We start from the raw sequence: 23,440 nt of genomic DNA, 5'->3' as shown, positions 1-23,440 counted from the left end.
CCGCCAGCCGCACCTGGTCGGCCCGGGCATGGACGACAACTCCGGGCAGGGGGCCGACAGTGGCCTGGACCTCGTCCCATGGCAGGCACCAGGTGACGGCGGTGCCGAGCGTCTCGGCCGGGGCCGCCAGCCGCGCTGGGCGCAGCAGGCGTTCCTGCAGCAGCCGACCCACCGTCAGTTGCTGCGGCTCCGCGTCGTCGGGCGGGCCGTCCTGAACAAGTACTCCCGCTGGGTCAGCCATGACAACTCCTTGGACAGGTTGCACAAGCTTCCCCCGTCGTAACGCGGCAGTCTAGCCATTGTTGGCGCTCTCCGTGCCCGGGCAGGCTGGTCGCACGGACCGCCCGCTGGTAGGGCAGAGGAGGCAAGGTGCACAGGATCTACCGAATCACGCTCGACGACGCGCTCCCCATGCTCGCCGCAGCTCGCGCGAAGGCAGAGGAGATCGGAGTGAAGCAGACGATCTGCGTCTGCGACGACGGAGGCCATGTGCTCGCACTGCACCGGTTGCCCGGTGCCCGCCTCACCGGGGTCGAGATTGCCATGGCCAAGGCGTTCACCGCGGCCGGACACGAGCGGGCCACCCACAAGTTCAACGAACCGCCGAACGGCCCGGCGCTGCCGGGCAACGAGGCGTTCGGGATCAGCCACATGTACCCCGGAAAGTTCGCGATCTTCGTGGGTGGTTTCCCCATCGAGTACGACGGCCAGATCGTCGGCGCCGTCGGGGTCAGCGGCGGCAACGGTGAGCAAGACAAGGCCGTCGGCGCGGCGGCGTTGGAGGCATTCGCGAAGCACGTCGCGGAACTGGGACTCGGCGGGCAGCCGTAGCAATTCCTCGTCGTCGTCGACGTGCCGTTGTCGCCCCCGCCCCCGGCACGTCGACGACGACCTCGTGATCGAACCGTGCTCGCCGCTAGGCGTGGCGTCGCGACTCGGTGAGAACCAACGGGGCGTCGAGGACCACGACGGTCGCGGCGATCTCCGTGCTCGGGTCGTAATCCTTGAGGACCACGCGTACCGCAAGTCCGATCTTCTCTTTGAACTCCTGGGCGAGCCGCCGCTTGCCCTCGTCCAGCAGCGCGACATCCACCTCACGGGTGATGTCGCGATGGGCGGAATCCAGTGCCGCGAGCGCCTTGACGCGCTGGTGCTGGGCGAGGATGAGGATGCGGTCCTCCAGGAGGTCGACTCGCTGCCGGCTCACACCGACGCCGGCAATGCCCTGGTTCACGGCGTTGTAGACGCGCAGAATCTCCTGCTTGAGCTCTCCGGAAGTCCGCGGCGGTGTGCTGCCTGAGCGATCCATGGCGCGACTCTAGTGAGCGCCGGACGGGCCGGTCGAGATCTTGACACCCTACGGTGGACGCCTGTATATAACACACACCTCTGAAGCGCTGTCCCACGGGTACGGGCCGACGAGGACGTCGTGATTCAACCGACGAACGGTCTAGGGAACTTCCGTCCCGAAGAGCCCGACAGCTGTCGCCGATGGCGGTTGGCGGTCTGCGCGCCTGTGCGCACGCCGCCGAGTCCGAGCGGTGGCAGCCTTTGTGCTTCCGCCGCCACCAGATCCAGTGCCTGTGGCACTGACGTCAGCGGAAAGGCGGACCAGACACGTGAGCAACGAGGCGTTGCCGGAGACCTGTCCGACGGTGGCCGACGTGGTCGCGGCCCTCGACGGGTTGACCGGCGGCCGGGTCACCGCCGCCGAAGGGGGCGACAACCCGTGGGTGATCAGGAAGGACTCGGGAATTCCCGGCAAGGCGGTGACCGAGCGACCCGGCCTGGTGTGGGGCGAGCCCGACAAACCGGTGCGGCGACTCGCCGTCGCGATGACCATCACCGAGCATCACATCGAACTCGCGTACGCGAGCGGCGTGGACGCGATCGTGGCACACCACCCGATCGCGGACGCAGCGAGTTCCGGCGGGGTGGCCCTCGCCGACTATCTCTCCCTCTACGGTGTCGCGGTGCTGGAATGCCATGAGGCCTTCCATGGACTGCACCCCGGCATGGCCTACCTCCACGGCCATCGGCCCTTCTACGTCGACCCTGCCTACGACGGGATACACGGGCTGGTGGTCATGGTCGGCCGGCCGCTGCCGGGCGTCACCACCATCGGTGACGTTCTCGCCCGCCTCGACGCCGGCCTGGAGCGGTCCCTGGACCGGCGCATCCTCGACGGCGAACGGGCCCTCCGCCAGTGCGCCGACCTGGTGGACAGCGCCACGGCCCCGGGAATGCGTGTGCTCTCGGGTGATCCCGAGGCCCCGCTCGGCGAGGTCGTCCTGCACGCCTTTCCGCACACCGGATTCAACGAGAAGCAGCTCGCCCAGCTGCTCGCGGAGCACCCGGCCATCTCGACGGTCATCTTCAGCATCAGCGCGGCCGCCCAGGACTCGCCTGTGGTGGCGAGCGCGGCCGCGCGCGGACTCAACGTACTGGTGGGCAGCACCCACGCCTCGGAGATCTTCGAGAACGGACTTCCGCTGGCGTTCGGACTGTCTGCCCTGCTGCCGAACATCGACGTCGTTCTGTTCCGGGACCGGGTCGTCTCGATCCCGATCAACAGCGTGGGCACCGGCGCGCTGCGCGAGTACGGGCGGTTGATGGCGCAGGAACACCTGCTGCCACGCGCCGCGGCCGTACGCGCTCGCGCCGCCGCGACGACGGTCGCGGCCACACCCCTCAGCCACTCCGAGCAAGCAAGCTAGGAGACAACCATGGAAATGACGCCAGCGCACTGGGTGTACCTGGCAGGTCTGGCTTCCCTGATCATCGTCATGGTCGCCCGGAAAAACGTCGTCGTTCCTGCCATCGCCGCGACGTTCCTCACCGCCGCGACGTTCACCGGCAGCATCCCCGGGGGAGTGGCATCGGTGTTCCGAGCCAGCCTGGTGGCCGCCTCGGAGCTGTTCAACATCTTCCTCATCATCGCGCTCGTCACCGCGATGCTCGCCGCGTTGCGAGCCATCGGCGCCGAGCACCGCATGGTGGCGCCGTTCCGCCGGCTGATGGTGAACGGGCCGATCGCATACGTCGTCCTGTTCGTCGTCACGTACGTCTTCGCGCTGTTCTTCTGGCCGACGCCGACTCTCGCGCTGATCGCGGCCATCCTGCTTCCGGCCGCCATCCGGGCGGGACTGTCCCCGATGGGTGGGGCCATCGCGATCGCGATCGCCGGACAGGGCATGGCACTCGCCTCCGACTACGTCATCGGCGTCGCGCCCGGCCTCTCGGCAAGCGGCGCGAACGTGTCTGCCGATCTGATCGCCGACCGGGCCCTGATCCTGTCGTGGGTCGTCGGCCTCGTCGCGCTGGTGATGAGCTACGTGCTGACCGTGCGCCGCCGCCGTCCCACCCCGGCCGGGGCCGCCGAGCGCAGCGACGAGATGCTCACGAGCATCGCCCACGGCGCCGAACTCGCCCCGGCAGGCGTAGCCGCGGCCAGCACCGGGGGCGGCACCTCCGATCAGCTCAGCCATGCGCTGGCGACAAGGGAGCCACCCCGGGAGGCGCTGGCGGAGCCAGGCGCGGCGCCCGTCGACGCCGTGCTCGACGACGCCGCGACCGACGAACGCGGCCGGGGTTGGCGGGCGAAGCTGTTCGCCGTCGGTGTGCCCGTCTCCTTTGGTGCGCTGCTCGTCTACATGCTGCTCGGTCGGTTCACCGACCTGGTGACGGTCGACGACGGCGCCGGCGCGCCGCTGGTCGGTGGCCTGGCGGCACTGCTGCTCCTCGCGGTTGCCCTCACCAGCGACGGGGTCCGCGCCTTTGAGAGCTGCGCGGAGCACGTCGTCGAGGGCCTATCCTTCGCCTTCAAGGCGATGGGCGTCGTCATTCCGATCGCCGGGTTCGTGTTCATCGGTATCTCGGACTTCTCCGGTCGCATCATGGGACTGGCCGAGGGCACGACGGCGCCGGGATTTCTGTTCGACGCGATCCGCAGCGTGGAGCAGCACATTCCGAACAACCCGATCATCATCTTGCTCGCCGTCCTGCTGGCCGGCATGACGGTCGGGCTCGACGGATCGGGGTGGGCCGGATTGCCGCTCACCGGCTCGCTGTCGGAGGCCCTCAGCCCCCACGCCGGGGTCGACACCGCCACGCTTGCCGCCATCGCGCAGAACGGCGCGTCGTGGACCGGAGGGGGCACTCTGGTCATCTGGTCGTCGCTGATCGCCGTCGCCACATTCTGCGGGGTGTCCGTGGTGGACCTCGCCCGAAAGCTGTTCCTGCCCGTAGTCACGGGACTGGTCGTCAGTGCGGTGGTCGCCGCCATCATCTGGTGACACTCTGAATCATTGGCGCCGGACGTGCCGGCGCTGCTGCCACCGGAACCGTGCAGTAGCGCCGGCCTCACGCCGAGCACCGAAGCCTTCGTGTGGCGGGCCGCGGCAGTGCCAGTGGCAGGGCGGGATCAGTGGAGGCGTAGGGAGCAGCAGAGCGCCTGAACGGGGCTGAGCGGCGGTCAACGGCGCTGAACGGCGTTCAACAGCACCTGCTTCCACCTGCGATGACCCGTTTTAGCAGGGCAAAGTCGTGCAAGGGCCTGCGTTACACAACTGTCCGGCCTCTGCGACCAGTCGTCCGACGGACCGTCGCTGCGGTCCGTCCTGGAGGGGAGCCCCGTTGAGGTCAGACCTCTAGGACCTCCCAGTCGTCGCCGAGGACAACCCGGATTTGGTCGGGCCGCGAGGTGATGACGCCCGCCTGGTTGATCAGCGCTACCCAGGCGGCGTGACCGGCGCCGAGTCGACCGGTGTGCCGGGCCATGCTGCCGATGGTCGGGGCCTCGTCGTCGCTGTCGAGCTCCAGCGCGGGCAGGACGGCACGTACGGCTGGGCTGCGGCGCAGCATCCGCAGCAGCTCATGCTCGTCTGGCTCTAGCAGGGTGTATGCCTCGAGCAGGCAGGCCAGTGGCAGCGCGACGGTCCCCTCGGCGTCGGCCACCTCGACCAGAGCCTCCCCGACGGCGGGGACTCCGTGCACATATGCCAGCAGCGCCCCGGTGTCGAGCACCCAGTACGGCCTGCTCACGCGGCCGAGCGCCGGTCCAGTTCCGAGCGCAACTCGTCGGCGGGGCGGCCCAGCAGTTGTGCGATTCGGGCGATGGCCGCCTCGCGGGCCTCCGGCGTGACCTGGCGGGTGGCCAGTCGCTGTGCGGCGCGGATCGGGTCGTATGGGAACTCGGGGTGGCCTGCGGTCCGCAGCGCGGTGCGCATGTCGTCTGATACCCGGCGCCGGCGCAGCGCCTCGGTGACGTACGCCGAAACCTGGCGGGCGGGCAGCTGGTCCAGCTGTTCTGCCACGTCATCGGGGACGGAGATCGTCACACGCCGACTCATACATTCGAGCCTAGTGAAGTATGAATCGCCCGTCAACAAGCGACCCGTCGAAGCAGGTTGATCAACGTGGCAGGTGTGGGACCGACCAGGGCAGCTGTGCCAGCAGCAGCTCAGGCGTCCCTCGCCGGCACAGACCGGCCCATGCCGCACCCGGCCGCCGCACTACCGCCGGGTGCCGGGGCCAGCCCGGTAGCCTGAAACGTCCGCAACCGCGAGCAGAAGGGAGGGCAGCATGGTAGAAGTTCCCCGCTCGCGGTCGGCGTTCCGCCAGATCCCACCGGACATGTTCGCCTTCACCACCACCGACCGAGCCGACCTGCACACCGCGGTCATGCAGGTCTTCGGTGACGCCCACGAGCGGCTGGTCGCCGCGCTGACCTTCGACGAGATCGTCGCTGCGCTGCCGGGTGTCGGCTGGTACGAGCCGGTCACCGACAGTTCTCTGGACTACACGCTCGGGGCGTTGCACAAGTACGGGCTGATCGAGCGGACGCAGAACCACACCGCCCACTACGCGTCGGCGGCCGAGTACGAGCGGCGTAACCTGCACTACTCGCTCAGCCGTAAGGGGGAGGCGGCCTACGAGGGGGTGCTGCATGCGGTGCAGCATCTGTCCTCGACGGGCGCCCTGCAGACCGCCGTCCTGGACGCGATCCTCGACCGGCTCGGTGAGCTGCACGACCTCCTCGCCGCCGACGCCAGCCCCGACCGGCGCGTGTACGCCGCGCTGATGGAACTGGAGGGACACCTCGCCGGCCTGCGGGCCAGCACGAAACAGTTCAACGGCCAACTGCAGCGGCTCCTGCGCGCCGAGGGTACCGACCCGGCCACGTTCGCCGAGGTCAAGCAGGCCACCATCGCCTATTTGTCGGAGTTCGTCACCAACCTCGACGCCCGCCGGCACACGATCGGTGCCGCGGTGACCCGCATCCAACAGCGCGGTGTCACCATCCTGCACCACCGCGCCCTGCGCGGCGCTGACCTGCCGGCCCTGCCCGGCGGCGACGACCCCGCACCCCGCTGGCTGGAGCAGCGGGCCGCCCGGTGGGATGGGCTGTGCGCGTGGTTCCAACCCGCCGACGGCGCCAGCCCGCGCATCGACCAGCTCGCCGACGTGGCGCGACGGGCGATCGTCGCGCTGATGCGGGCCTTGGAGCGGCTGACCGACAGCCGGCGGCGCGGCACCAGCACCGCCGCCGACTTCCGTGCCCTGGCCCGCTGGTTCGCCACCAGCGACTCCGACGACACCGCCCACGAGCTGTGGTCGGCCGCGTTCGGGCTGTGGCCCGCTCGGCACACCCACCTCACCCCCGATGACCCGACCGCCGTGCCGGCCACCGTCTCGTGGTGGGACGCCCCGGCGGTACCGGTGTCGCCGCTGCTGCGCACCATCGGCCAGGTGGACAAGGTCGCCCGCACCGCCCGCGTCCGCGACACCGCCGACGTGCGCCGGCTGCGCCGCGAGCGGGTGGTCGCGCAGCGGGCGGAGTTGGAACGGGCGTGGGCGCAGCTGGCCACCCCCGGGCCGGTGCGGCTGTCAGCGTTCGCGCAGCTTGACCCGGGTAGCTTCGCCCGGTTGTTGGAGCTGCTGTCGCGGGCGCTGTCCGCCCCGCAGCGTGACGGTGTGCGGCAGGCGGCGACCGCTGACGGCCGCCTGGTCGTGACCCTCACCGACGTCGACGCCGCTGGGCGGGCCGTGCTGCGCACACCGCACGGTGTGCTGTCCGCCCCGGACCTGCTGGTATCGATCAGGGAAGCGAGCCCGCCAGGATCCGCCACCATCGGCCGGGCGGGCGCGGAGGCGAGCGCATGACCAGGTGCGGCGCGCCGACTCGGACGGCTGCCGGAGGGGCCTGCACGTGAGTGACCTGCGCAGCGAACTCGACCGGGAACGGGCGACGCAGCGGGCCCAAGCGATCCGCGCGCTCCTGGCCCGCCCCCTGCTCACCCGCGACACCGGCACCGATTTCGCCCTCGTGGTCAGGCACCGCGCCGAGCTGGTCACCTGGTTCGACACCCACACCGGCTGGCGGCTGATCGTCGAACCCCGCGCCGGGTACGCGCGGCTGATGAAGACCTCACCCCGCCCACCGGTCGACAGGCCCGCGCGCCGCCCCCGCGGCGCGCGCACCCCGTTCGACCGGCGCCGCTACACCCTGCTCTGCTTGGTGGCCGCCGAACTGCTCGGCGGGCCGGTGACCACGATCGGCATCATCGCGGAACGGCTCGCCCACGCGTCCGCCGCCGAGCCCGACATCGCCGGTTTCGACAGCTCCCGGCACGACGACCGCCGCGCCTACGTCGATGCGCTGCTGATGTTGGAGGAGTTGGGTGTGCTCACCGCCGTGGACGGCAGCACCGACGCCTACCTGCAGCAGACCGACGCCAAAGTGCTCTACCGGGTCGACAGCGGCCGACTCGTCCGGCTCCTCGCCGCCCGGCAGGCCCCGTCGCGGCTGCCCGACGGCGACATCGGCGCCCTGGTCCACGAGCCGCGCTACGGCGGCGCCGACGACCCCGCCGCTGACGTGTCCGACGAGCAGCGCAACCGGTGGCTGCGCCACTCCATCGTCCGCAAACTTCTCGACGACCCGGTGGTCTACTTCGCTGACCTGTCGGACGCGCAACGCGCCTACGCGAACAGCATCACCGGTCGTCGGATGCTGCGTACCGCGGTCGCCGACGCCGGCATGATCCTCGAAGAACGCGCCGAAGGCATGTTGACCGCCGACCCGGACGCCCTCGCGACCGACGAGAAGTTCCCCGCCGGCGGCAGCGTCGCCGGGCAGGCGGCGCTGCTACTGCTCGACACCATCCTCGCCGCCCACCCCGACCCCGTTGGCGAGGAGCAGCTGATCCGGCAGCTCACCGACCGGTTCACGGCCGTACCCGGGTGGGCACGAACCTACCGCTCCGACGGCGGACCCGACCGTTTGGCTGGTGAAGCCCTCGCGCTGCTTGCCCGGTTCGGGCTCATCGACCACGACGGCGGGATTGTCCGGGCACTTCCCGCCGCCGCCCGCTACGCGGTCAGCCAACCCACCGTCGTCACGCCCGCACAAAGGAGCCGCCGGTGACCCTCCTGACCCTGCCGGCCGTCGGCGCGCGCAACCCCGACTTGCGCGCCGACCGGTGGCAGCCCACCCGCGCCGGTGTCCTCAACATCTGGCGCTACTACGACGAAGTGTTCACCTTCCACCACGGCCGGCTGCTGCTGCGCGGACCCAACGGCACCGGCAAGTCCAAAGCTTTGGAGCTGCTGCTGCCATACCTGCTGGATGCGAACCTGCGCCCAGCACGGCTGTCCACGTTCGGCGGGTCCGAGCGCACCATGCACTGGAACCTCATGGGCGACGGCTACCCGCACACCACCCGAGTGGGCTACGTGTGGCTGGAGTTCGGGCACGGCGGCGACGATCAATGGTTCACCTGCGGCGCGCGGCTGGCAGCATCGACCAACACCCGCACCGTCGACGCCACCTACTTCACCACCGTGCTGCGCGTGGGCGAGCCCGGCGGCCTGTCCCTGGTCAAGGACGGCAACGTTCCCCTGACCCGCCAAGACCTGAACCAGGCACTCGGCGATCAGGGCAGCAGCGTGCACGCCGGCGCCGAGTCCTACCGGCGCGCCGTGCGGGAAACCCTGTTCCGCGGGCTCAGCGAGACGCAGTACGAGGCGCTCATCGCAACGCTGCTGCAACTGCGCACCCCGAAGCTGTCCGAGCACCTCAACCCCGACGCCCTGTCGGAAGTGCTCTCGAAAGCCCTGCCGCCGCTGGACGCCGCCGACCTGGCCGAAATCGCCGAAGGCTTCGAGCAGCTTGACCGGCGACGCGAACGCCTCGCCCGCCTCGACGAGGAAGTCACCGCCGCCCGGCGGCTGGCCGAACGCCAGCAGCGCTACGCCCGGCGTGCCCTGCGGCGTGGCGCGGCCGATGTCATCGCCGCGACCACCCAGCTGGACAACGTCACCCGCGACGCCCGCCAACGCCGCCACGACCACGCCGTCGCCGCCGACGAGCTGGCGCAGGTAAGCGCGGCCATCACCGCCAACGAACGCGAACAGACCGTCACCGAGGAACGCATCGGCGGGCTCCGCGACAGCGACGCCTACCGAGAGGGCCGCCAGCTCGACGATCTACGGCGGGAGGCGGCCGCCGCCCAGCGAACCGCCGCCGATGCCCGCAGGGCGGCGGACAACCGACGCGCCGACGCGTCCCGCGCCGCCGAAAACGCCGCGCGCCTCGGCGATGAGGTCGCCACCACGGCCGCCCAGACCAGCAGATCCTGGCGGGACACCACCTCCGCGGCACTCGCCGCCGGAATGGCCACCCTGATCGAACCCCTCGCCGCCGACACCACCGAGCGGGCCCGGCACCTCCTGCGAGGCATCGTCCGCGGTCGTGAGGAAGAGATCGCCGCAGTCAGCGCCGCGTTAACCGTCCACCAGCGGGCAGTCACCGACCGCGCCCAGGCCCAGGACAGGCGAGAACGACGAACCCGCGAACGCGACGCCGCCAACACCACACTGCGACAGCTCACCCGCACCTACGACGACGAGGTGGCCGCCCTACGTGACCGCGTCACCGGATGGGCATCGGCATGCGAGGTGCTGCCCCTCACCGACCGGGCAGGCGAACTCGCGGACCTGGCAGACGACGAAACCACCCTCGGTACCCTGCTCAGCGAACTGGCAGCCACCGTCCGCGAACAACTCGCCGCAGCCCAGGCCGCACAGCAGACCCGCGACACCGAACTGCGCCAACGGCGACAACCCCTCGCGGCGCGGCTGACAGAACTGTCCACCACCACAACCCCCGAGCCGACACCGCCGCGGCGGCGCAGCGCACCCCGCCAGGAGCGGCCCGGTGGTCCCCTCTGGCGCCTGGTCGACTGGCGCGGCGACGTACCACCCCCAGTACAGACCGCCGTGGAAGCCGCCCTCGAGGCGTCCGGCCTGCTCGACGCCTGGATCTGGCCCGACGGGTCGGTGACCTCGGACCGTCGCGGCCACGACACCTACCTCGCTGCCGCCACCGCCCTACCCGCACCCCACGAATCCCTGCTCGCCATTCTCGCCCCCGACGAGCGGGCACCCGTACCAGCACCGCTGGTCGCCGCCACGCTCGCCAGCGTGGCGTTCGGACCGACCCCACCCCACCACGTCGCCGCAATCGGCGCCGACGGCAGCTGGCGACTCGGCCCGCTCTACGGCAACGCCAGCAAACCCGACGTCGAATACCTCGGCGCAGCAGCCCGGGAACGCAACCGACGCCGGCAGATCGACGAGCTGACCAACCAGATCGCGGACCTCGACAGCGAACGCGCCCAGATCAGCGAAATCACCCGACACCTGACCCAGCGCCGTGACACCCTGCAGACCGAACTCGCGGCGCGACCCGACCACCGCCTGGTCGCACACGCGGCCGAACAGGTCAGCCGCGCCGAGCTGAAACTCGCCAGCACACAAGACCTCCTCGACGAGGCCAGCCACGAATTAGCCTCCGCGGACGCCGCGGCTCGCGCCGCGCTGCGGGAACTGACCCTCGTCGGCTCCCGCCACGGCCTCCCCACCGCTGCCGCGGACCTTGACCACCTCACCAGCGCGCTGCGAACCCTGCGGCAAGCAGCCGACGGCTGGCTGACCGACCGCGACCGTGAGGAAAACACCGCAGCGCGGCGCGACGACGCCCGCGACACGGCCGACCGCGCTGCCACCCTCGCCGAAGAAGAAGCAATCCGCGCCGAGACCGCAGAGGAGACCGCCGCCGGTCTCGCAGCCCGGCTCGAGGCGGTGGAACGCACCGTCGGTGTCGAGTATCGGGCAGTCCTCGACCAGGTGCACCAGCTGCGCAACCACATGGAAAACCTCAAACGCGAGCTGCACGCCTTGCGCCCCCGCCACGACACCCTCATCGGCCAACTGCACGACCTCAACGCCCGCGCCGAACGAGCCGAACAGGACCGCGACCACGCCAGCACTACCCGCGACACCGCAACCGCCCAGCTGACCCGACTCGCCGACCTCCTCGGCCCCGACGCGGCCCTCACCACCGACCTGTCCAGCGTCGGCGCCGTCACCGCAACCCTGCACACCGCGCGCCAGCTCGCCGACGAAATCGGCAACCTCGCCCACGGCCCCCGCCACCTCCGCCAGGACGAAGGCGAACTGGGCAACGTCCTACACGTCATCACCGCCTCCCTGGCCGGATACGCCGACCTGTCCATGACCCCCGACGAGCAGTGCGACGTGCAGGTCGTCACCGCCACCGTCGACGGCCTGCCGACCACCCCCACCGCCCTCGTACACCGGCTCGAAGCCGAACGCGACGACATGCGCGCCCACCTCACCGAAGAAGAACGGCAACTGTTCGACCGCACCCTCACCGGTGACACTCGCCGCCACGTCGCCCTACGCATCCGCCAAGCCGCCGACCTCGTCCGCGACACCAGCACCCAACTCGAACAAGTACGCACCGCGTCCGGCCTCGGCGTCCGACTGATCTGGGAAGTCAACACCGACCTCGACCCCCGCCTACGGCAAGCCCGCGAACTTCTCCTGCAAGACCCCGCGCTCCTGACCGACACCCAACGCACCGCCCTGCACGACTTCTTCCGCGCCCGCATCGACGACATCCGCAACACCAGCTCCACCGACGGCTGGGAACAGCAACTCAGCGAAGCCCTCGACTACCGACAATGGCACCGATTCATCGTCCAGATCCGCTCCACCACCGGCGACTGGTCACCCGTCACCCGCCGCCAACACGGCGCCAAATCCGGCGGTGAGAAAGCCATCGTGCTGCACCTACCACTGTTCGCCGCCGCCGGAGCCCACTACCAGGCCGCACCCTCCGCACCCCGGCTGATCCTCCTCGACGAAGTCTTCGTCGGCGTCGACCAGACCAACCGCGGCCAGCTGATGGGCGTACTGAAAGCCCTCGACCTCGACCTCCTGCTCACCTCCGACCAAGAATGGTGCACCTACGCCGAAGTCGACGGCATCGCCATCCACCAACTGATCGCCGGCACAGAAGACGGCGACGACGCCGTCACCACCGCCCGCTTCGTCTGGACCGGCCACGACATCCTCGCCGACGACCGATGAGCGCCACCCGATTCGACCGCCCGGAACTCGCACCACTCTGGGCCGAGGCGCGACGCCGGTTCGAAGCCACCGACGGCCCAGTAACCCGGCTATCGCTGCGCGGACTGCAACCGGATGAGCGGGCCGCACTGGCAGACCTCCTCGGCCTCGCCCACACCCCCAACCCGGAGATGACCGTCCCCCTTCGAACACTCGACGCGCTTCTGCGAGCCGCCACCGGACTGGACACCAGAGGCGTAGTGGAGGCGATCGGCGGTCTGATCACCAACCGGGCCAGGGAACGCCGCCAACGCGCCACCGAACGCGCCGACCTGTGGCAATGGGCACGGGAACACCCCGCCGTCGTCGCAGAGCCTGCCCTACTCACCTGGCTCGACCGCACCCGCGCGGGCGGCCTCGCCGCAGGTGACACCTCCACCACCCGCCACCTGCTGGAACAGGCATTCGCGATCCTAGCCGCACTACCCGCAGCCGGCGAACCCCTGCCAATGCTGGCCGCCCAGCTCACCGGCGACTCGCACGCCCTCGACGACAACAGCCGACTCGGCAAACTGACCCTGCGGGCCCTCGCGACCCTGCACAACGAAGAGCCACCCACCGACGCAGAAAGCCGCCGACAACTGTGGGAACGCTCCGGCGTCGCCTGCGACGAACTGTCCACCAACGTCCTGGTCGCCGGGCTACGACCCGCCGGCGACGGCCCACTCGCGCAAGGCCTACACACCTGGGCCGACGCCGGCCAAGCAGCCCTGGTCACCCTCGCCCAGCTCCGCCACCATCCCGTCGGCCAGCTACGCGGGCCGGTCTTCGTCGTCGAGAACCCGTCGGTCGTGGCCCTTGCCCTCCATCGCTTCGGCGTCGCCTGCCCACCCCTGGTCTGTACCGCAGGCTGGCCCAGCACAGCCGCGATCATGCTGCTATGCGGGATCGCCGCCACCGGCGCCCAGCTGCGGTATCACGGAGACTTCGACGGGGACGGCCTCCGGATCGCCGCCCACGTGATGAGCAAGACGAACGCCCAACCATGGCTGCTCCACGCCGAGGACTACCTAGGCGCCGTTCCGGCCGCCGGCCCACCAGTCGGTCGAGTCGATAACACGCCCTGGGACCCGCGCTTGGCTGCGGCGGTGCGCACACACGGAATCGCGTTGCTCGAGGAAGTAGTGGTGGACTCACTCCTCGCCGACATGGCGACACGGGCGAATATCGCTGCCACGTCGCCCAATCCCTGAGAGCTGCCGCAGTCGAGTCCGCACGTGAGTCACCTCGCGGTCGATCTTTCCCGATCCGCGGATGCCAGCCAAGCGAGTGGAATGCCGCAGCACGGGCGCAGGCGGCCGCCGAGCCGGATCAGTTCTGCCCAGCCCGCCACGGACGGCTTCTACGGCGGCTTCGAACCGGATCCGGCGCTGCCGGTGCGGCTCGCGGCGCTCCCGGCGCCCGTGCTGATTTGGTCGGCGTGTATGGCATCTGGCCGACCTGCACAGCGGTACGCCAGCTGGCAGACAGGCTGCGCTCCTGTGCAATGCCGAGCTGGTGGCGCAGCCACGGGCTGGGCATTTCCCTGGGTGGACGACCCCTCAGCATTCGCGGCCTCGGTGGAGCGATTCCTCGCATGTAGCCGGACGGCAGGTCACGCAGGTCACTCCGACCGGGGTTGGTGTTAGCTCGCGTACGCCTGCATTGAGGTGATCATGGCCTGGTCGTCGAAGGTCATGGTGTCGATGACCTCTCTGGTGGGGCCGTCGGCTGGTGTGGCGCGGAAGTGGAACGCGGCGTGGTGGTCGGCGATCGCCACCATAACGAGTTCTATTGCCCGTTGCTCGGTGAGTACGCCGGCAAAGTGCTGCTCGATGGCCGTTCGGCCGGTGACTGGGGATCCGCCAGCGGGGTCATGCAGACGGGCATCCGGTGTGTAGAGATCTGCCAGTGCGGTAGCGTCGGCGGCGCCGACGGCGGCGAGGTGAGCCTCGATGGTGGCCCTGATCTGCTCCGTGCTGGCCACGATCAACCGTCGCTTTCCGCCGAAGGACCCGCAGCCGAGGCAGGTCGTGCTTGCCGGTCGAGGACGACGCAGAGGACCCCGGTGTAGCCGGTCGTCGGGTCCCCTTGCAGGTCCAGGATCATCTGCTCACCGCCGTCGGCGAAGATGCTGTCAGTGGCGTTGGTGGTGTCGCGCTGCGGCCGGCCTCGATAGGGCGGGCGACTGAAAACCTCGTCGGTGACCGTGTCGGGAAAGTAGAGCTGCGTGGTCACCAAGCAGTCGCCGAGGTGCGCGATGAGGTGGATGTGCACGGTGCGGCTGGCGTACCAGCCCGGGTAGATCGTGTTGAACGCGCACATCCCGCGCTCGTCGGTGCGCTGGCTGCCCCGCAGATACGTCTCACCGGCGGCGATCACATCGTGCGGCACCGACTCCGAGGTGACCACCTGTCCCGGCCTCGCTTCGAATGGCTGGAAGCCGGAGTATCGGCCCACGTGGTCGGCCTGCCAGACCTCGACGAGGACGTCCGCGAGGGGAGTGGTGGCGTCCGCCGCCAGTAGGCGTAGCCCGAGGCGCAGCGGGAGGCCATCGCGGTCCTCGGTGATCTCCCGACGCTCGGGATGCACAGCTCGGTGGTATGGGCCCTGCGTCTGCTCGACCAACAACCGGCAGGTGACTCCGGTCGAGGCCAGTAGTTCGACGAGGTCCTCCTCCTCCACCGTGCCAGTATGGTCCGCCGTTCGTTGCGGCACCCGCGGTTCGCCGCCCGCCACCCGCATAACCGATGCTTCTACCCAGGGGAGCGGTGATGGCAGACGAGACACCTGACTACTTCGAGCCGGAGGGCGCAGCGGTGCTCACGCACCTGCTGATCGTCCCCGGTTGGTTGCGAAGATCAACCGCCGTTAGTTGCACTCACGCCGGTTCGGGGTCACCGAAGTTGGCGCTGTCCGCACTCATTTGCCGCCGGCCGGGTGTTGCAGGGTGTGACGAGCGGCGAACTCGTTCTGCAGCGGGAACAGTTCGACCATCGGTCCGCGAGAGTGGTTCCGGCGAGATCATGGTGCGCTTCTTGCGACCACAGGAGCGGGCACACCGCTTATCACTGGTCAACCTGTTACTGCGGGCACCCGCGTCGAGCTCAGCCTGCCTGACCCACTCCCGCACGGCGATCTCGATTGCGGCTGACCTCGTAGCCGCGCTGGTGCAGCCTTGCCACACATCGCCTGCTCGTCCTGTTCCACTGGAATATCGAGGATACCGCCGCCGGGGCGCCTTGGTGATTCGCCCGATGGGGATGAGGCGGGGTCACCCCTCGTCCCAGCAGGCTGTCGAGGTAGTCGTTCGCTCGGCGGAGCGATGTGCTGCGTCGGCAGCGGTTCGACGAGGATCCGGCCGGAGGGAGAATCAGGTGGAATACGAGGATTTCATCAACGCCGTGGCCACACGGGCAAAGGTGTCGACCGATCAGGCGGCGACGATCACCGGCGCGACGTTGGAGACATTGGCAGATCGGATCAGCGCCGGCCAGGCCGAGAACCTTGCCTACCAGCTTCCCGATGGGCTTGACAGCTGCCTGCGCAAGCCGCTCAGACAGGAACAGGTCAAGTCGTCGCTCGGGTTCGACGACTTCGTGCAGCGGGTGGCGGATCGCCCGGACGTCGACCGTGCGCTCGCCGACGCCGCGGTCCGCGCGGTGCTCACCACGCTACGGGAGGCCGTTTCCCGCGACGAGTTCGAGAACACGATTGCCCAGCTCCCGAAGGAGTTCTCGCAGGCGATCGAACCGGTCGGCGCCGGCGGCGGGCGGCGCCCCGGCTCGTAACACGCACAGCCGAGGCAGGAGCAGGTGTACCCGCGTCGGATGCGGGTACGCCGCTGCCGACTGGACGGGCTGGTCGCAGGTCAGCCTCCGAGGCCGACCTCGATCTTCACCGCCACGTCGTCCCGGACCTTGAGCGCACCGAAAAGCCCGGAGTACGGCTTGATTCCGTACGACGACTGGGTCACCACCGTGGTGGCCCGGTACCGGCCCGGCGTCACCTCGCGCACCTCGACGTCGATGGGAGCGGTGACCCCGTGCAGAGTGAGCATTCCGCTGATCGTGACATGGTCGTCGCGGGTGACCACGCGGGTGGACTCGAAGGTCGCCGTCGGGTGACGACCGACGTCCAGCGTCCGCCGGGCATTGTTCTCGATCTCGCCGCGGTCCTTGTCGGACAGCGGTCGCGCGCCACCGGTGCCCTCCCGCACGGCCAGCGATGTCAGTTCGATGCGGGCCGTCGCCGTGGCGTCGGCGGGCCCGGTGTCGGGAACGTCCAGCTCCACCGACCAGTCGGTAACCTCGATGGTCAGGTCGTGTCCGACGGTCGAGCCGATGCCCGTGCGGCCGGTTCGCAGCAGCATGCGCCCGTTGTCCGCGCCGAACCGCAAACGTCCGGTTCCGATCGCCACCCGCCCAGCGTACGTGGAATCTCCACCGGCCTAGTCGACGTCGGGCAATTCGTCCGTCGGATCGGCAGCGCCTGGCCCGTTGGGCCGGGTCAGTCCCGGGGCGCGAACAGCATGCGCGCCAGCATGAGCATCATCGCCGCAAAGCCGCCGACCAGGGCGAGCCACGACCATGCCCAGCCGATGGTGAAGCCCAGCACCGCGAACGCCGCGATGGCGATCAGCCAGAGTGTGAGGGTGTACAGGCCGAACCGGGCGGCCGCGGCTGGGTCGTTCGTGAAACGGTCGCCGACGTCGTGGTGGGATGCGTGTTGTTGGAGCACCCACGGCTTGTGGCGGTTGGTCTGCGTGGCACCGAGGTACGTGAACGCCACGGCTGAGGCCACGATGGCGAGTGCACCGCCGATCAGCCAGGACAACTCGGTCTCGCTCAGGTACCGCCAGATGGAGCCGACGCCGGCCAGGGCGACAGCCGTGGCGGCCCCGTACCCAGCGGCGCGGGAGCTGCGCATCGGGTAGTTGGTGGTGGTCTCCTGTCGCAGCGCGTCGGCCACGATGATGCCGACGGGCAGCGCCACGGCAACGATCGCGGCGAGCTGCGCCGGCTCGGGCACCGCGACGTCGACCGCGGCCAGAACGAGGACGGCGAGTGCGACGACCGCGATCGCCGCGAGGACGACTGTGCGTACCAGGAATCCGGGCCTGGGTCGGACCCGGTGACGTGCCCACGCGGCGGCGGGCGAGTCGGGCCCGGTCTCCATCTCGTCGATCAGCGATCGGACGTCGCCCAACTCGGCCATCGCGCGGCCGGTCGCGTCGGTCGGGGAGAGCCCGGCGCGTTCGAAGTCGGCCACCCGGGCCACCAGGTTGGCCCGGATCTCCTCCTTCAGGTCCTGGAGTTCGGTGGTCATCTCGACGCCGGCGAAGGCCTGGTCGAGGAGGCGGTGAATGTCTGTCGCGGAGCCGCGCGTGGTGCCGTTCGAGGCGGTCATGATGATGCCTTTCCGGTGGCCGGTTGCCGGGGTGGGTTAATCGCGGAGGTCGAGCAGAGAGTCGATGAGGTCGCGCGTGACCACCCATGCCGCGACATTGCGGCGGTAGACGGCGTGGCCGGCGTCGGTGATGCGGTAGTACTTCCGCCGCCCGCCCTTGGTCTCGTCGCCCCAGTAGGCCTCGACGAGTCCGTCCTTGACCAGGCGCCGGTAGCTCGCGTACAGCGTCGCTTCCTTGATCTCGTACGCCCCGCCGGTCGCGTCGCGGATCGTCTTGAAGATCTCGAAGCCGTAGCTGTCACCGCGGCGCAGGATCCCCAGCACGATCGTGTCGGTGTGTCCGCGTAGCAGGTCGGCGGCGAAGGCGTCACCGAGAAGGGCGGCGTCACTCCCGCTGCTCTCAAACATGGCTAGTACTTTATCAGATCTAGTACTGGTCCAGCGATACTCGTTACACCACCCGTCAGTCGTGAGATCAGCTGGGTGTGGTCGGGCCCGCCGGCGATTCCGGCTGTCGTTGCCTCGGAAGGTCTTGTCGTTGGCCACCAACACCCGGTCGCCGGTCATCGGTAGCCTGTGGATCCTGCCGACCGGGGCAACCCGCGCCAGCGGTTGGACGCCGGTGGTCACTATGGCGGCATGGGTAGGTGGCAGCGCCCGTACTCGCTCGACATCGCGACCGGATTCGCGGTGCTGGGGCTGGTCCAGGCAGTTGGTTTCGCTACGTTCATCGTGATCATGTTCGCGCGGGGGGATGCCGACGCCGTGGGCGATCCTCGCCGGGGCGTGGCTGGCCGGTGCCGTCGCTGTCACGGCGCGGCGGGCGATGCTCGGGGTCTACGTCAGTGACGGCGGCATCCGGTCCCGGCCCCTTCTGCGTACGACCACAGTGGCGTGGGCGTCGGTATCGGACATCCACAGCGGCACGGCCAGCATGGCGGGCCTGGACATGGGCCGTGCCGCGATCATCATCGAACAAACCGACGGAGTGTTGATACAGATCCCGCTGCAGCGCGGCGACCTCTTCCGACCGTTCACCTTCAGGCCCGAACTGGGTCGGCTGGCAACCTGGCCGGAACACTATGACGAGATCCTGGCAACTCTGCAGGCATGCCACCGCGACGCGCAGCGTCGCCAGCAGACCGCGTCCATCGGTCGCCTGGCGCAGCCCTCCGCCGCCGGTGCCCGGGCGACGGGTCCGTCCGCCGGAGTCAGCCGGACATGCCCGGCCCGCGATGCCCTAACCCCTGACCAGCGGCGCGACATCCACGCGTTGACGCGGCAGTACCAGCGTGGCGCGCTCACCGACGCTGAGTTCGCTGTCGAACTGGCGAAGATCCACGGCGCCAACTAGGCGGAGCGCGGGTCGCCCACCTCCGGCCCTTAACCTGGCCTTCAAGCTCGCCTAGCCCGGCGTTAGCGACGATCGCGGGACCGTGGCGCGATCGAAGGCGGCCTCTGCCAGCGGAAAGCGCGGACAGGTAGGCCGCCCCGGGCGAAGGAAGGCATTCCTCATGCGTTTATCGCGAGACCGGACACGGCTCGGACCATCTGCCGCAGCCGCTGCGGTCGGCATCCTGATCCCGCTCGTGTCGCCGGTCGGTCCGCCGGCCGCCCAGGCCGCCAGTTCCAGGTTCTGCGACGGCAGCTACACGGTGCTCGGCAAGACCGGCAGTGACATCCGCTTCAGGGGGACCGTTCCCGCACCGGCCAGCCGGTTCCTCGTGCAGGGCAAGTACACCCGGTTCGAGATCGACCCGACCACCTTCGCGGTCTACAACTACACCTTCACCGGCGCCCGGAACGAAGGGGACATGACGGGCGGGCGACCCACACCGGTGTACGCCGGCAAGGTTCCCGACCACCGAGGCCTCACCTTGACCAGCGCCATCAGCCTGGAACTCAGGGATGAGGACATGACGATCACCCGCACCGGCACCAACGGCTTGAGCATGAAGATCCAGGCCAAGGACTGCGCTCAGGGCGGGATCTTCCAGATGGAGCCACGCCGGGGCGACGGCACGCGTACCCGGATCGTGCATCAGCTCGCCGATGACGTCTTCTATTTCGACAACTCGAACTTCCGGGCCCACCTCGGCGAGTTCCTCGGCTCCGAATGCCAGGACGTGCAGACCGGGCCGGCGTCTACCTTCTGCGTGCGCGTCACGCCGCGGGTCAACATCGCCAGCGACGCCGCACCGAAACTCATCCTCCGCGACAGCGCTCAGGTCGCCACCCGGATCCGGCAGACCTCCTGCGGGCCCGACTTCACCAACACCCTCGGTCTCGCCGAGACGCAGGATCACTGCGGCGCGATGAGTGTCTGGGACGTCGCCAGCGGGGGCCGGATGGGCATGGTCACCGGCGAGGACGCCACCGAGGTGGCCAACCCGCCGACCACCTGCACCACCGACTGCCAAGCCGAGAACCAGGTTCGGGGCCGCCTGGCCAACCTCGGCTTCCCGGCGCTGGTCCCGACCACGAGCCGGCTGACCCCCCGTTCCTCCACCGACGGACTGTCGGCCCCGCTCACCGCACCGTAAAGATCCGCAGAAGTTCTCGCCGTGGATGCAGTTCGAGATCCGCCGTGTCAACGGCTCGAACACTAATCTGCGGTCGTATCTGCGGATGGTGAAGACGGCCGGGGCGCCGGCGCGGCAAGCTCGGCCAGGTGGCGCAGCGAGTTGGCGAGATGTTCAGGGCCGAACGGCGGGAACTGGATGCCGCGCTCGCGGATGAACTGCGGCACCGCCGACCAGTCGTAGGTGAGCGTGACCTCAGTCTCGGATGGACCGAGCGGCGCAAGGTCGTAACGCCAGATCCAGCCGCCGAACTCCAGGTCACCGTCGCCCTTGTCCTGCCCCGTCAGCCAGCCGATGGCGCGCGGCGGGTCGAGCACCTGCACTTTGTTGACCACCTGGTAGTCACCGTCTGGATGGTTGGCGTGGTACATGTCCATCCGGAAAACCTGCCCCACCTCGGTCAGTGGCGCCCGGTCGACAGGTTCCTGAACCCAGCCGGTGCCGTCGATCGCAGAATGGGTCGTCGGGTCCGCCAGCACCGTGAACACCCTGGCGGCGGGAACGGCGACAGTCAGGGTGGCAATCACGTTCTCCTGGTTCACGGTGTGCACGCTCCTTGGCATTCCATCTCGGGCCTTCCGCAGGCGCGGAAGGGACATTGCCACCATGCAGACCACGCGGCGAGGCGGAACTCATCGGTCGTGTGGGCGGAACCCGCACCGTGCCACCGCTACCCCGACGCGATCCCGCTGCGCGTGATGGGCAGGTGGACGCTTCACCTTTGCTGTCCGGGCCGGCCCGCCGCCGATCCGCCACGTGCCCAGCCGGGAGGGGAGAGGCCGGGTGCGCGGGGCACCCCGCCTCTCCGCCGTATGAGGCCGTGCCGCGGTGCGGTGGCAGGCCGTCGAGCGTACGACAGATGCGCAGCACCGCCGCGACCGTGCCGGCGTTCACCGCGAACCCCGGCGCCACGTCGGCGGCGCGGTCCGCGAACAGCCGCACCGCGGCGTACTCCCCGGCCCGTTCCCCTTCGCGTTCGGCAGGGCCGGTCGCCGATCATGGAGAACTGAGCCCATCGGTCACCCTTGGGCGCGAGGCGGTTGCGTGCCGGTGGCACTCAGGAAGTTGTTAGGCTGGTACCGCGGCGGAGACCGCGATGAGCGTGTGAGGAGCGGATCATGGTGACGGGGGACGACGACATCTCGGGGTGAGCGGCCCCGGCCGCCTGCCGGCCTGTGCCGGCGATGGCCTGTCTTGTCGTAGACCTGTCTGCCCGACCGGGGCGTTTGTCGCGTCCCCCGGTTCTCCTTCGAGGGTGTCTCCCGATGTCTGACGTCTGCATTGTTTGTACGAACCTGTCCTTTTCCTGGCCGGACGACACTCCGGTCTTCCGGGATCTGTCCTTTACCGTGCCGCCCGGCCGCACGGGCCTCGTCGCGCCCAACGGCGCGGGCAAGACGACCCTGCTCCGTCTGATCGCGGGCGACCTCACCCCGACCGGTGGCGGCGTGACGGTCGAGGGTGTTCTCGGCTACCTGCCGCAGAACCTGCCCTTGGCCGGTGACCTGACCGTCGCGGAGGTCCTCGGGATCGACGCGGCGCTCGCGGCACTGCGTGCCATCGAGGCGGGTGACGCGGCGGAGGAGCACTTCACGGCCGTCGGGGACGACTGGGACGTGGAGGAGCGCAGCCGGGCCGAACTCGACCGGCTGGGGCTCGGCGACGTGGCGTTGGAGCGGCGCCTGCACACTCTCAGTGGCGGGCAGGTGGTGTCCCTCGGCCTGGCGGCGCAGCTGCTCAGGCGTCCGGACGTGCTGCTGCTGGACGAGCCGACCAACAACCTCGACATCGACGCACGGCACCGGCTGTACGAGGTGCTGGAGGGCTGGTCGGGGTGTCTGCTGGTGGTCAGCCATGACCGGGTCCTGTTGGACCGGATGGACCGTATCGCCGAGCTCCACCGTGGTGAGATGCGCCTGTTCGGCGGGAACTTCACCGCGTACGAGGAGGCGGCGCGCGTGGCACGCGAGGCGGCGGAGCGGACCGTGCGCAGCGCCGAGCAGGACGTGAAGCGGGAGAAGCGGGAGATGCAGCAGGCCCGGGAGCGGGCCGACCGCCGCGCCAGCAACGCCGCACGCAACCTCGGCAACGCCGGCCTGGCCCGCATCGTCGCCGGTGGGCTCAAGCGCAGCGCCCAGGAGTCGGCCGGCCGGGCGCAGCAGGCGCACGCCAACCGGGTCAGCGAGGCCCAGACCCGGCTCGACGAGGCCAGTCGGACGCTGCGCGACGACCAGGCCCTGACCCTGGACCTGCCCGACACCGCCGTTCCCGCCGGCCGCACCGTGGTCGCCGGCGAGCGTATGCAGGTCCACCACGGCGACCGGGCCGTCTTCGCCGGCGACGGCGTCGACCTGACCATCCGGGGACCGGAGCGGATCGCGCTGACCGGCCCCAACGGCGCCGGCAAGTCCACTCTGCTGCGCCTGTTGCAGGGTGACCTCGACCCGGACGCCGGGCAGGTGCACCGCGCCGACGGCCGTGTCGCGTACCTGTCGCAACGCCTGGATTTGCTGGATCTCGACCGGACGGTTGCGGAGAACTTCGCCGCGTACGCCCCCGATCGGCCGCAGGCCGAACGGATGAACCTGCTCGCCCGGTTCCTGTTCCGCGGCGCCCGGGCCCACCTCCCGGTCGGCGTGCTCTCCGGCGGCGAACGGCTGCGCGCCACCCTCGCCTGCGTCCTCTACGCCCAGCCGGCACCCCACCTGCTGCTGCTCGACGAGCCCACCAACAACCTCGACCTGGTCAGCGTGGGCCAGCTGGCCAGCGCCCTCACCGCGTACCGGGGTGCGTTCGTGGTGGTCAGCCACGACGAACGGTTCCTCACCGACATCGGTGTGCAGCGGTGGCTCCGCCTCGACGGCGGCCACCTGCGCGAAATCCCCGCACCCGACCGCGCCTGACCACCGACTCCGCCCCCTCCGGGCCACCGGCCGTGCCGGCTGGTGGCCCGGGGTACCCCGAAGGTGACC

At 69.8% G+C, this 23,440-nt stretch carries 21 protein-coding genes; 11 read left to right on the top strand and 10 right to left on the bottom strand.

Annotation, left to right across the window (positions count from 1 at the left end; translation table 11 throughout):
* A partial coding sequence (locus ONA70_RS09985) for a hypothetical protein (RefSeq protein ID WP_265006074.1) occupies positions 1-241 on the bottom strand: 241 nt, incomplete at its 3' end.
* A gap of 128 nt (positions 242-369) precedes the next feature.
* Between ONA70_RS09985 and ONA70_RS09980 the strand changes: the two genes are divergently transcribed.
* Complete coding sequence (locus tag ONA70_RS09980) at positions 370-831, top strand: GlcG/HbpS family heme-binding protein (protein ID WP_265006073.1); 462 nt, start codon at positions 370-372, stop codon at positions 829-831.
* 85 nt (positions 832-916) lie between these two features.
* Here ONA70_RS09980 and ONA70_RS09975 read toward each other — a convergent pair whose 3' ends face one another.
* Entirely contained in the window at positions 917-1,309 is a 393-nt protein-coding gene (locus ONA70_RS09975) for a DUF2294 domain-containing protein (RefSeq protein WP_265006072.1), read from the bottom strand.
* Positions 1,310-1,619: 310 nt separating this feature from the next.
* On the opposite strand from ONA70_RS09975, the gene ONA70_RS09970 reads away from it, so the two are divergent.
* Positions 1,620-2,717, top strand: a complete 1,098-nt coding sequence (locus ONA70_RS09970) for a Nif3-like dinuclear metal center hexameric protein (RefSeq protein WP_265006071.1) — start codon at positions 1,620-1,622, stop codon at positions 2,715-2,717.
* Positions 2,718-2,726: 9 nt separating this feature from the next.
* A complete protein-coding gene (locus ONA70_RS09965) occupies positions 2,727-4,295 on the top strand; it encodes a hypothetical protein (RefSeq protein WP_265006070.1) in 1,569 nt (522 codons plus the stop codon).
* A gap of 346 nt (positions 4,296-4,641) precedes the next feature.
* Here ONA70_RS09965 and ONA70_RS09960 read toward each other — a convergent pair whose 3' ends face one another.
* Positions 4,642-5,043, bottom strand: a complete 402-nt coding sequence (locus ONA70_RS09960) for a hypothetical protein (protein ID WP_265006069.1) — start codon at positions 5,041-5,043, stop codon at positions 4,642-4,644.
* A complete protein-coding gene (locus tag ONA70_RS09955; protein ID WP_265006068.1) occupies positions 5,040-5,351 on the bottom strand; it encodes a hypothetical protein in 312 nt (103 codons plus the stop codon). Before ONA70_RS09955 ends, ONA70_RS09960 begins: the two co-directional genes overlap by 4 nt.
* A 232-nt stretch (positions 5,352-5,583) precedes the next feature.
* Here ONA70_RS09955 and ONA70_RS09950 point away from each other — a divergent pair, with 232 nt between their 5' ends.
* Genes ONA70_RS09950 through ONA70_RS09935 form a run of 4 tightly spaced genes read left to right on the top strand, consistent with a single transcriptional unit; the run spans position 5,584 to position 13,691 of the window.
* Complete coding sequence (locus ONA70_RS09950) at positions 5,584-7,164, top strand: TIGR02677 family protein (RefSeq protein WP_265006067.1); 1,581 nt, start codon at positions 5,584-5,586, stop codon at positions 7,162-7,164.
* Between the two features lie 46 nt (positions 7,165-7,210).
* Positions 7,211-8,428: a TIGR02678 family protein gene (locus ONA70_RS09945; protein ID WP_265006066.1), complete on the top strand. Its 1,218-nt coding sequence runs from the start codon at positions 7,211-7,213 to the stop codon at positions 8,426-8,428.
* Complete coding sequence (locus tag ONA70_RS09940) at positions 8,425-12,459, top strand: TIGR02680 family protein (protein ID WP_265006065.1); 4,035 nt, start codon at positions 8,425-8,427, stop codon at positions 12,457-12,459. The genes ONA70_RS09945 and ONA70_RS09940 overlap by 4 nt, the downstream gene beginning before the upstream one ends.
* Positions 12,456-13,691 carry a TIGR02679 family protein gene (locus ONA70_RS09935; RefSeq protein WP_265006064.1) on the top strand — a complete coding sequence of 412 codons (1,236 nt, stop codon included), beginning with the start codon at positions 12,456-12,458 and terminating at the stop codon, positions 13,689-13,691. Before ONA70_RS09940 ends, ONA70_RS09935 begins: the two co-directional genes overlap by 4 nt.
* A 431-nt stretch (positions 13,692-14,122) precedes the next feature.
* On the opposite strand, the gene ONA70_RS09930 is transcribed toward ONA70_RS09935, so the two are convergent.
* Positions 14,123-14,464, bottom strand: a complete 342-nt coding sequence (locus ONA70_RS09930) for a nuclear transport factor 2 family protein (RefSeq protein ID WP_265006063.1) — start codon at positions 14,462-14,464, stop codon at positions 14,123-14,125.
* 2 nt (positions 14,465-14,466) lie between these two features.
* Positions 14,467-15,162, bottom strand: a complete 696-nt coding sequence (locus ONA70_RS09925; RefSeq protein ID WP_265006062.1) for a dioxygenase family protein — start codon at positions 15,160-15,162, stop codon at positions 14,467-14,469.
* Between the two features lie 692 nt (positions 15,163-15,854).
* On the opposite strand from ONA70_RS09925, the gene ONA70_RS09920 reads away from it, so the two are divergent.
* Positions 15,855-16,268 carry a DUF2267 domain-containing protein gene (locus ONA70_RS09920; protein WP_265006061.1) on the top strand — a complete coding sequence of 138 codons (414 nt, stop codon included), beginning with the start codon at positions 15,855-15,857 and terminating at the stop codon, positions 16,266-16,268.
* 80 nt (positions 16,269-16,348) lie between these two features.
* Here the strand turns inward: ONA70_RS09920 and ONA70_RS09915 are convergent, their stop codons facing one another.
* The 3 genes from ONA70_RS09915 to ONA70_RS09905 form a co-directional block, all read right to left on the bottom strand.
* Positions 16,349-16,897, bottom strand: coding sequence for a YceI family protein (locus ONA70_RS09915; protein ID WP_265006060.1), 549 nt, complete (start codon positions 16,895-16,897; stop codon positions 16,349-16,351).
* Positions 16,898-16,986: 89 nt separating this feature from the next.
* Complete coding sequence (locus ONA70_RS09910; protein WP_265006059.1) at positions 16,987-17,886, bottom strand: permease prefix domain 1-containing protein; 900 nt, start codon at positions 17,884-17,886, stop codon at positions 16,987-16,989.
* Between the two features lie 36 nt (positions 17,887-17,922).
* A complete protein-coding gene (locus tag ONA70_RS09905) occupies positions 17,923-18,294 on the bottom strand; it encodes a PadR family transcriptional regulator (protein ID WP_265006058.1) in 372 nt (123 codons plus the stop codon).
* Positions 18,295-18,640: 346 nt separating this feature from the next.
* On the opposite strand from ONA70_RS09905, the gene ONA70_RS09900 reads away from it, so the two are divergent.
* Both ONA70_RS09900 and ONA70_RS09895 read left to right on the top strand, forming a co-directional pair.
* Positions 18,641-19,240 (top strand): hypothetical protein, encoded by a 600-nt coding sequence (locus ONA70_RS09900; RefSeq protein WP_265006057.1) that lies wholly within the window; start codon positions 18,641-18,643, stop codon positions 19,238-19,240.
* 82 nt (positions 19,241-19,322) lie between these two features.
* The gene (locus ONA70_RS09895; RefSeq protein WP_265006056.1) at positions 19,323-20,429 is read left to right on the top strand and encodes a hypothetical protein; all 1,107 of its coding nucleotides are present in this window, start codon (positions 19,323-19,325) and stop codon (positions 20,427-20,429) included.
* A gap of 62 nt (positions 20,430-20,491) precedes the next feature.
* On the opposite strand, the gene ONA70_RS09890 is transcribed toward ONA70_RS09895, so the two are convergent.
* On the bottom strand, positions 20,492-21,010 hold the full coding sequence (locus ONA70_RS09890) for an SRPBCC family protein (protein WP_265006055.1): 519 nt from the start codon (positions 21,008-21,010) through the stop codon (positions 20,492-20,494).
* 723 nt (positions 21,011-21,733) lie between these two features.
* On the opposite strand from ONA70_RS09890, the gene abc-f reads away from it, so the two are divergent.
* Positions 21,734-23,371 (top strand): ribosomal protection-like ABC-F family protein, encoded by a 1,638-nt coding sequence (gene abc-f / locus ONA70_RS09885; RefSeq protein WP_265006054.1) that lies wholly within the window; start codon positions 21,734-21,736, stop codon positions 23,369-23,371.
* The last annotated feature ends 69 nt before the right edge of the window (positions 23,372-23,440 follow it).

The organism is Micromonospora yasonensis (genome assembly GCF_026013475.1).
GTDB lineage: Bacteria > Actinomycetota > Actinomycetes > Mycobacteriales > Micromonosporaceae > Micromonospora > Micromonospora yasonensis.
The sequence above is the reverse complement of the archived record's forward strand: the minus strand, read 5'-3'. Positions and strand labels throughout refer to the sequence as shown.

Excerpts from the sequence above, each read along its gene's own strand:
- ONA70_RS09955 (WP_265006068.1), bottom strand. The coding sequence starts at position 5,351 with ATGAGTCGGCGTGTGACGATCTCCGTCCCCGATGACGTGGCAGAACAG.
- ONA70_RS09905 (WP_265006058.1), bottom strand. The coding sequence starts at position 18,294 with ATGTTTGAGAGCAGCGGGAGTGACGCCGCCCTTCTCGGTGACGCCTTC.
- ONA70_RS09975 (WP_265006072.1), bottom strand. The coding sequence starts at position 1,309 with ATGGATCGCTCAGGCAGCACACCGCCGCGGACTTCCGGAGAGCTCAAG.
- ONA70_RS09910 (WP_265006059.1), bottom strand. The coding sequence starts at position 17,886 with ATGACCGCCTCGAACGGCACCACGCGCGGCTCCGCGACAGACATTCAC.
- ONA70_RS09965 (WP_265006070.1), top strand. The coding sequence starts at position 2,727 with ATGGAAATGACGCCAGCGCACTGGGTGTACCTGGCAGGTCTGGCTTCC.
- ONA70_RS09900 (WP_265006057.1), top strand. The coding sequence starts at position 18,641 with ATGCCGACGCCGTGGGCGATCCTCGCCGGGGCGTGGCTGGCCGGTGCC.
- ONA70_RS09935 (WP_265006064.1), top strand. The coding sequence starts at position 12,456 with ATGAGCGCCACCCGATTCGACCGCCCGGAACTCGCACCACTCTGGGCC.
- abc-f (WP_265006054.1), top strand. The coding sequence starts at position 21,734 with ATGTCTGACGTCTGCATTGTTTGTACGAACCTGTCCTTTTCCTGGCCG.
- ONA70_RS09950 (WP_265006067.1), top strand. The coding sequence starts at position 5,584 with ATGGTAGAAGTTCCCCGCTCGCGGTCGGCGTTCCGCCAGATCCCACCG.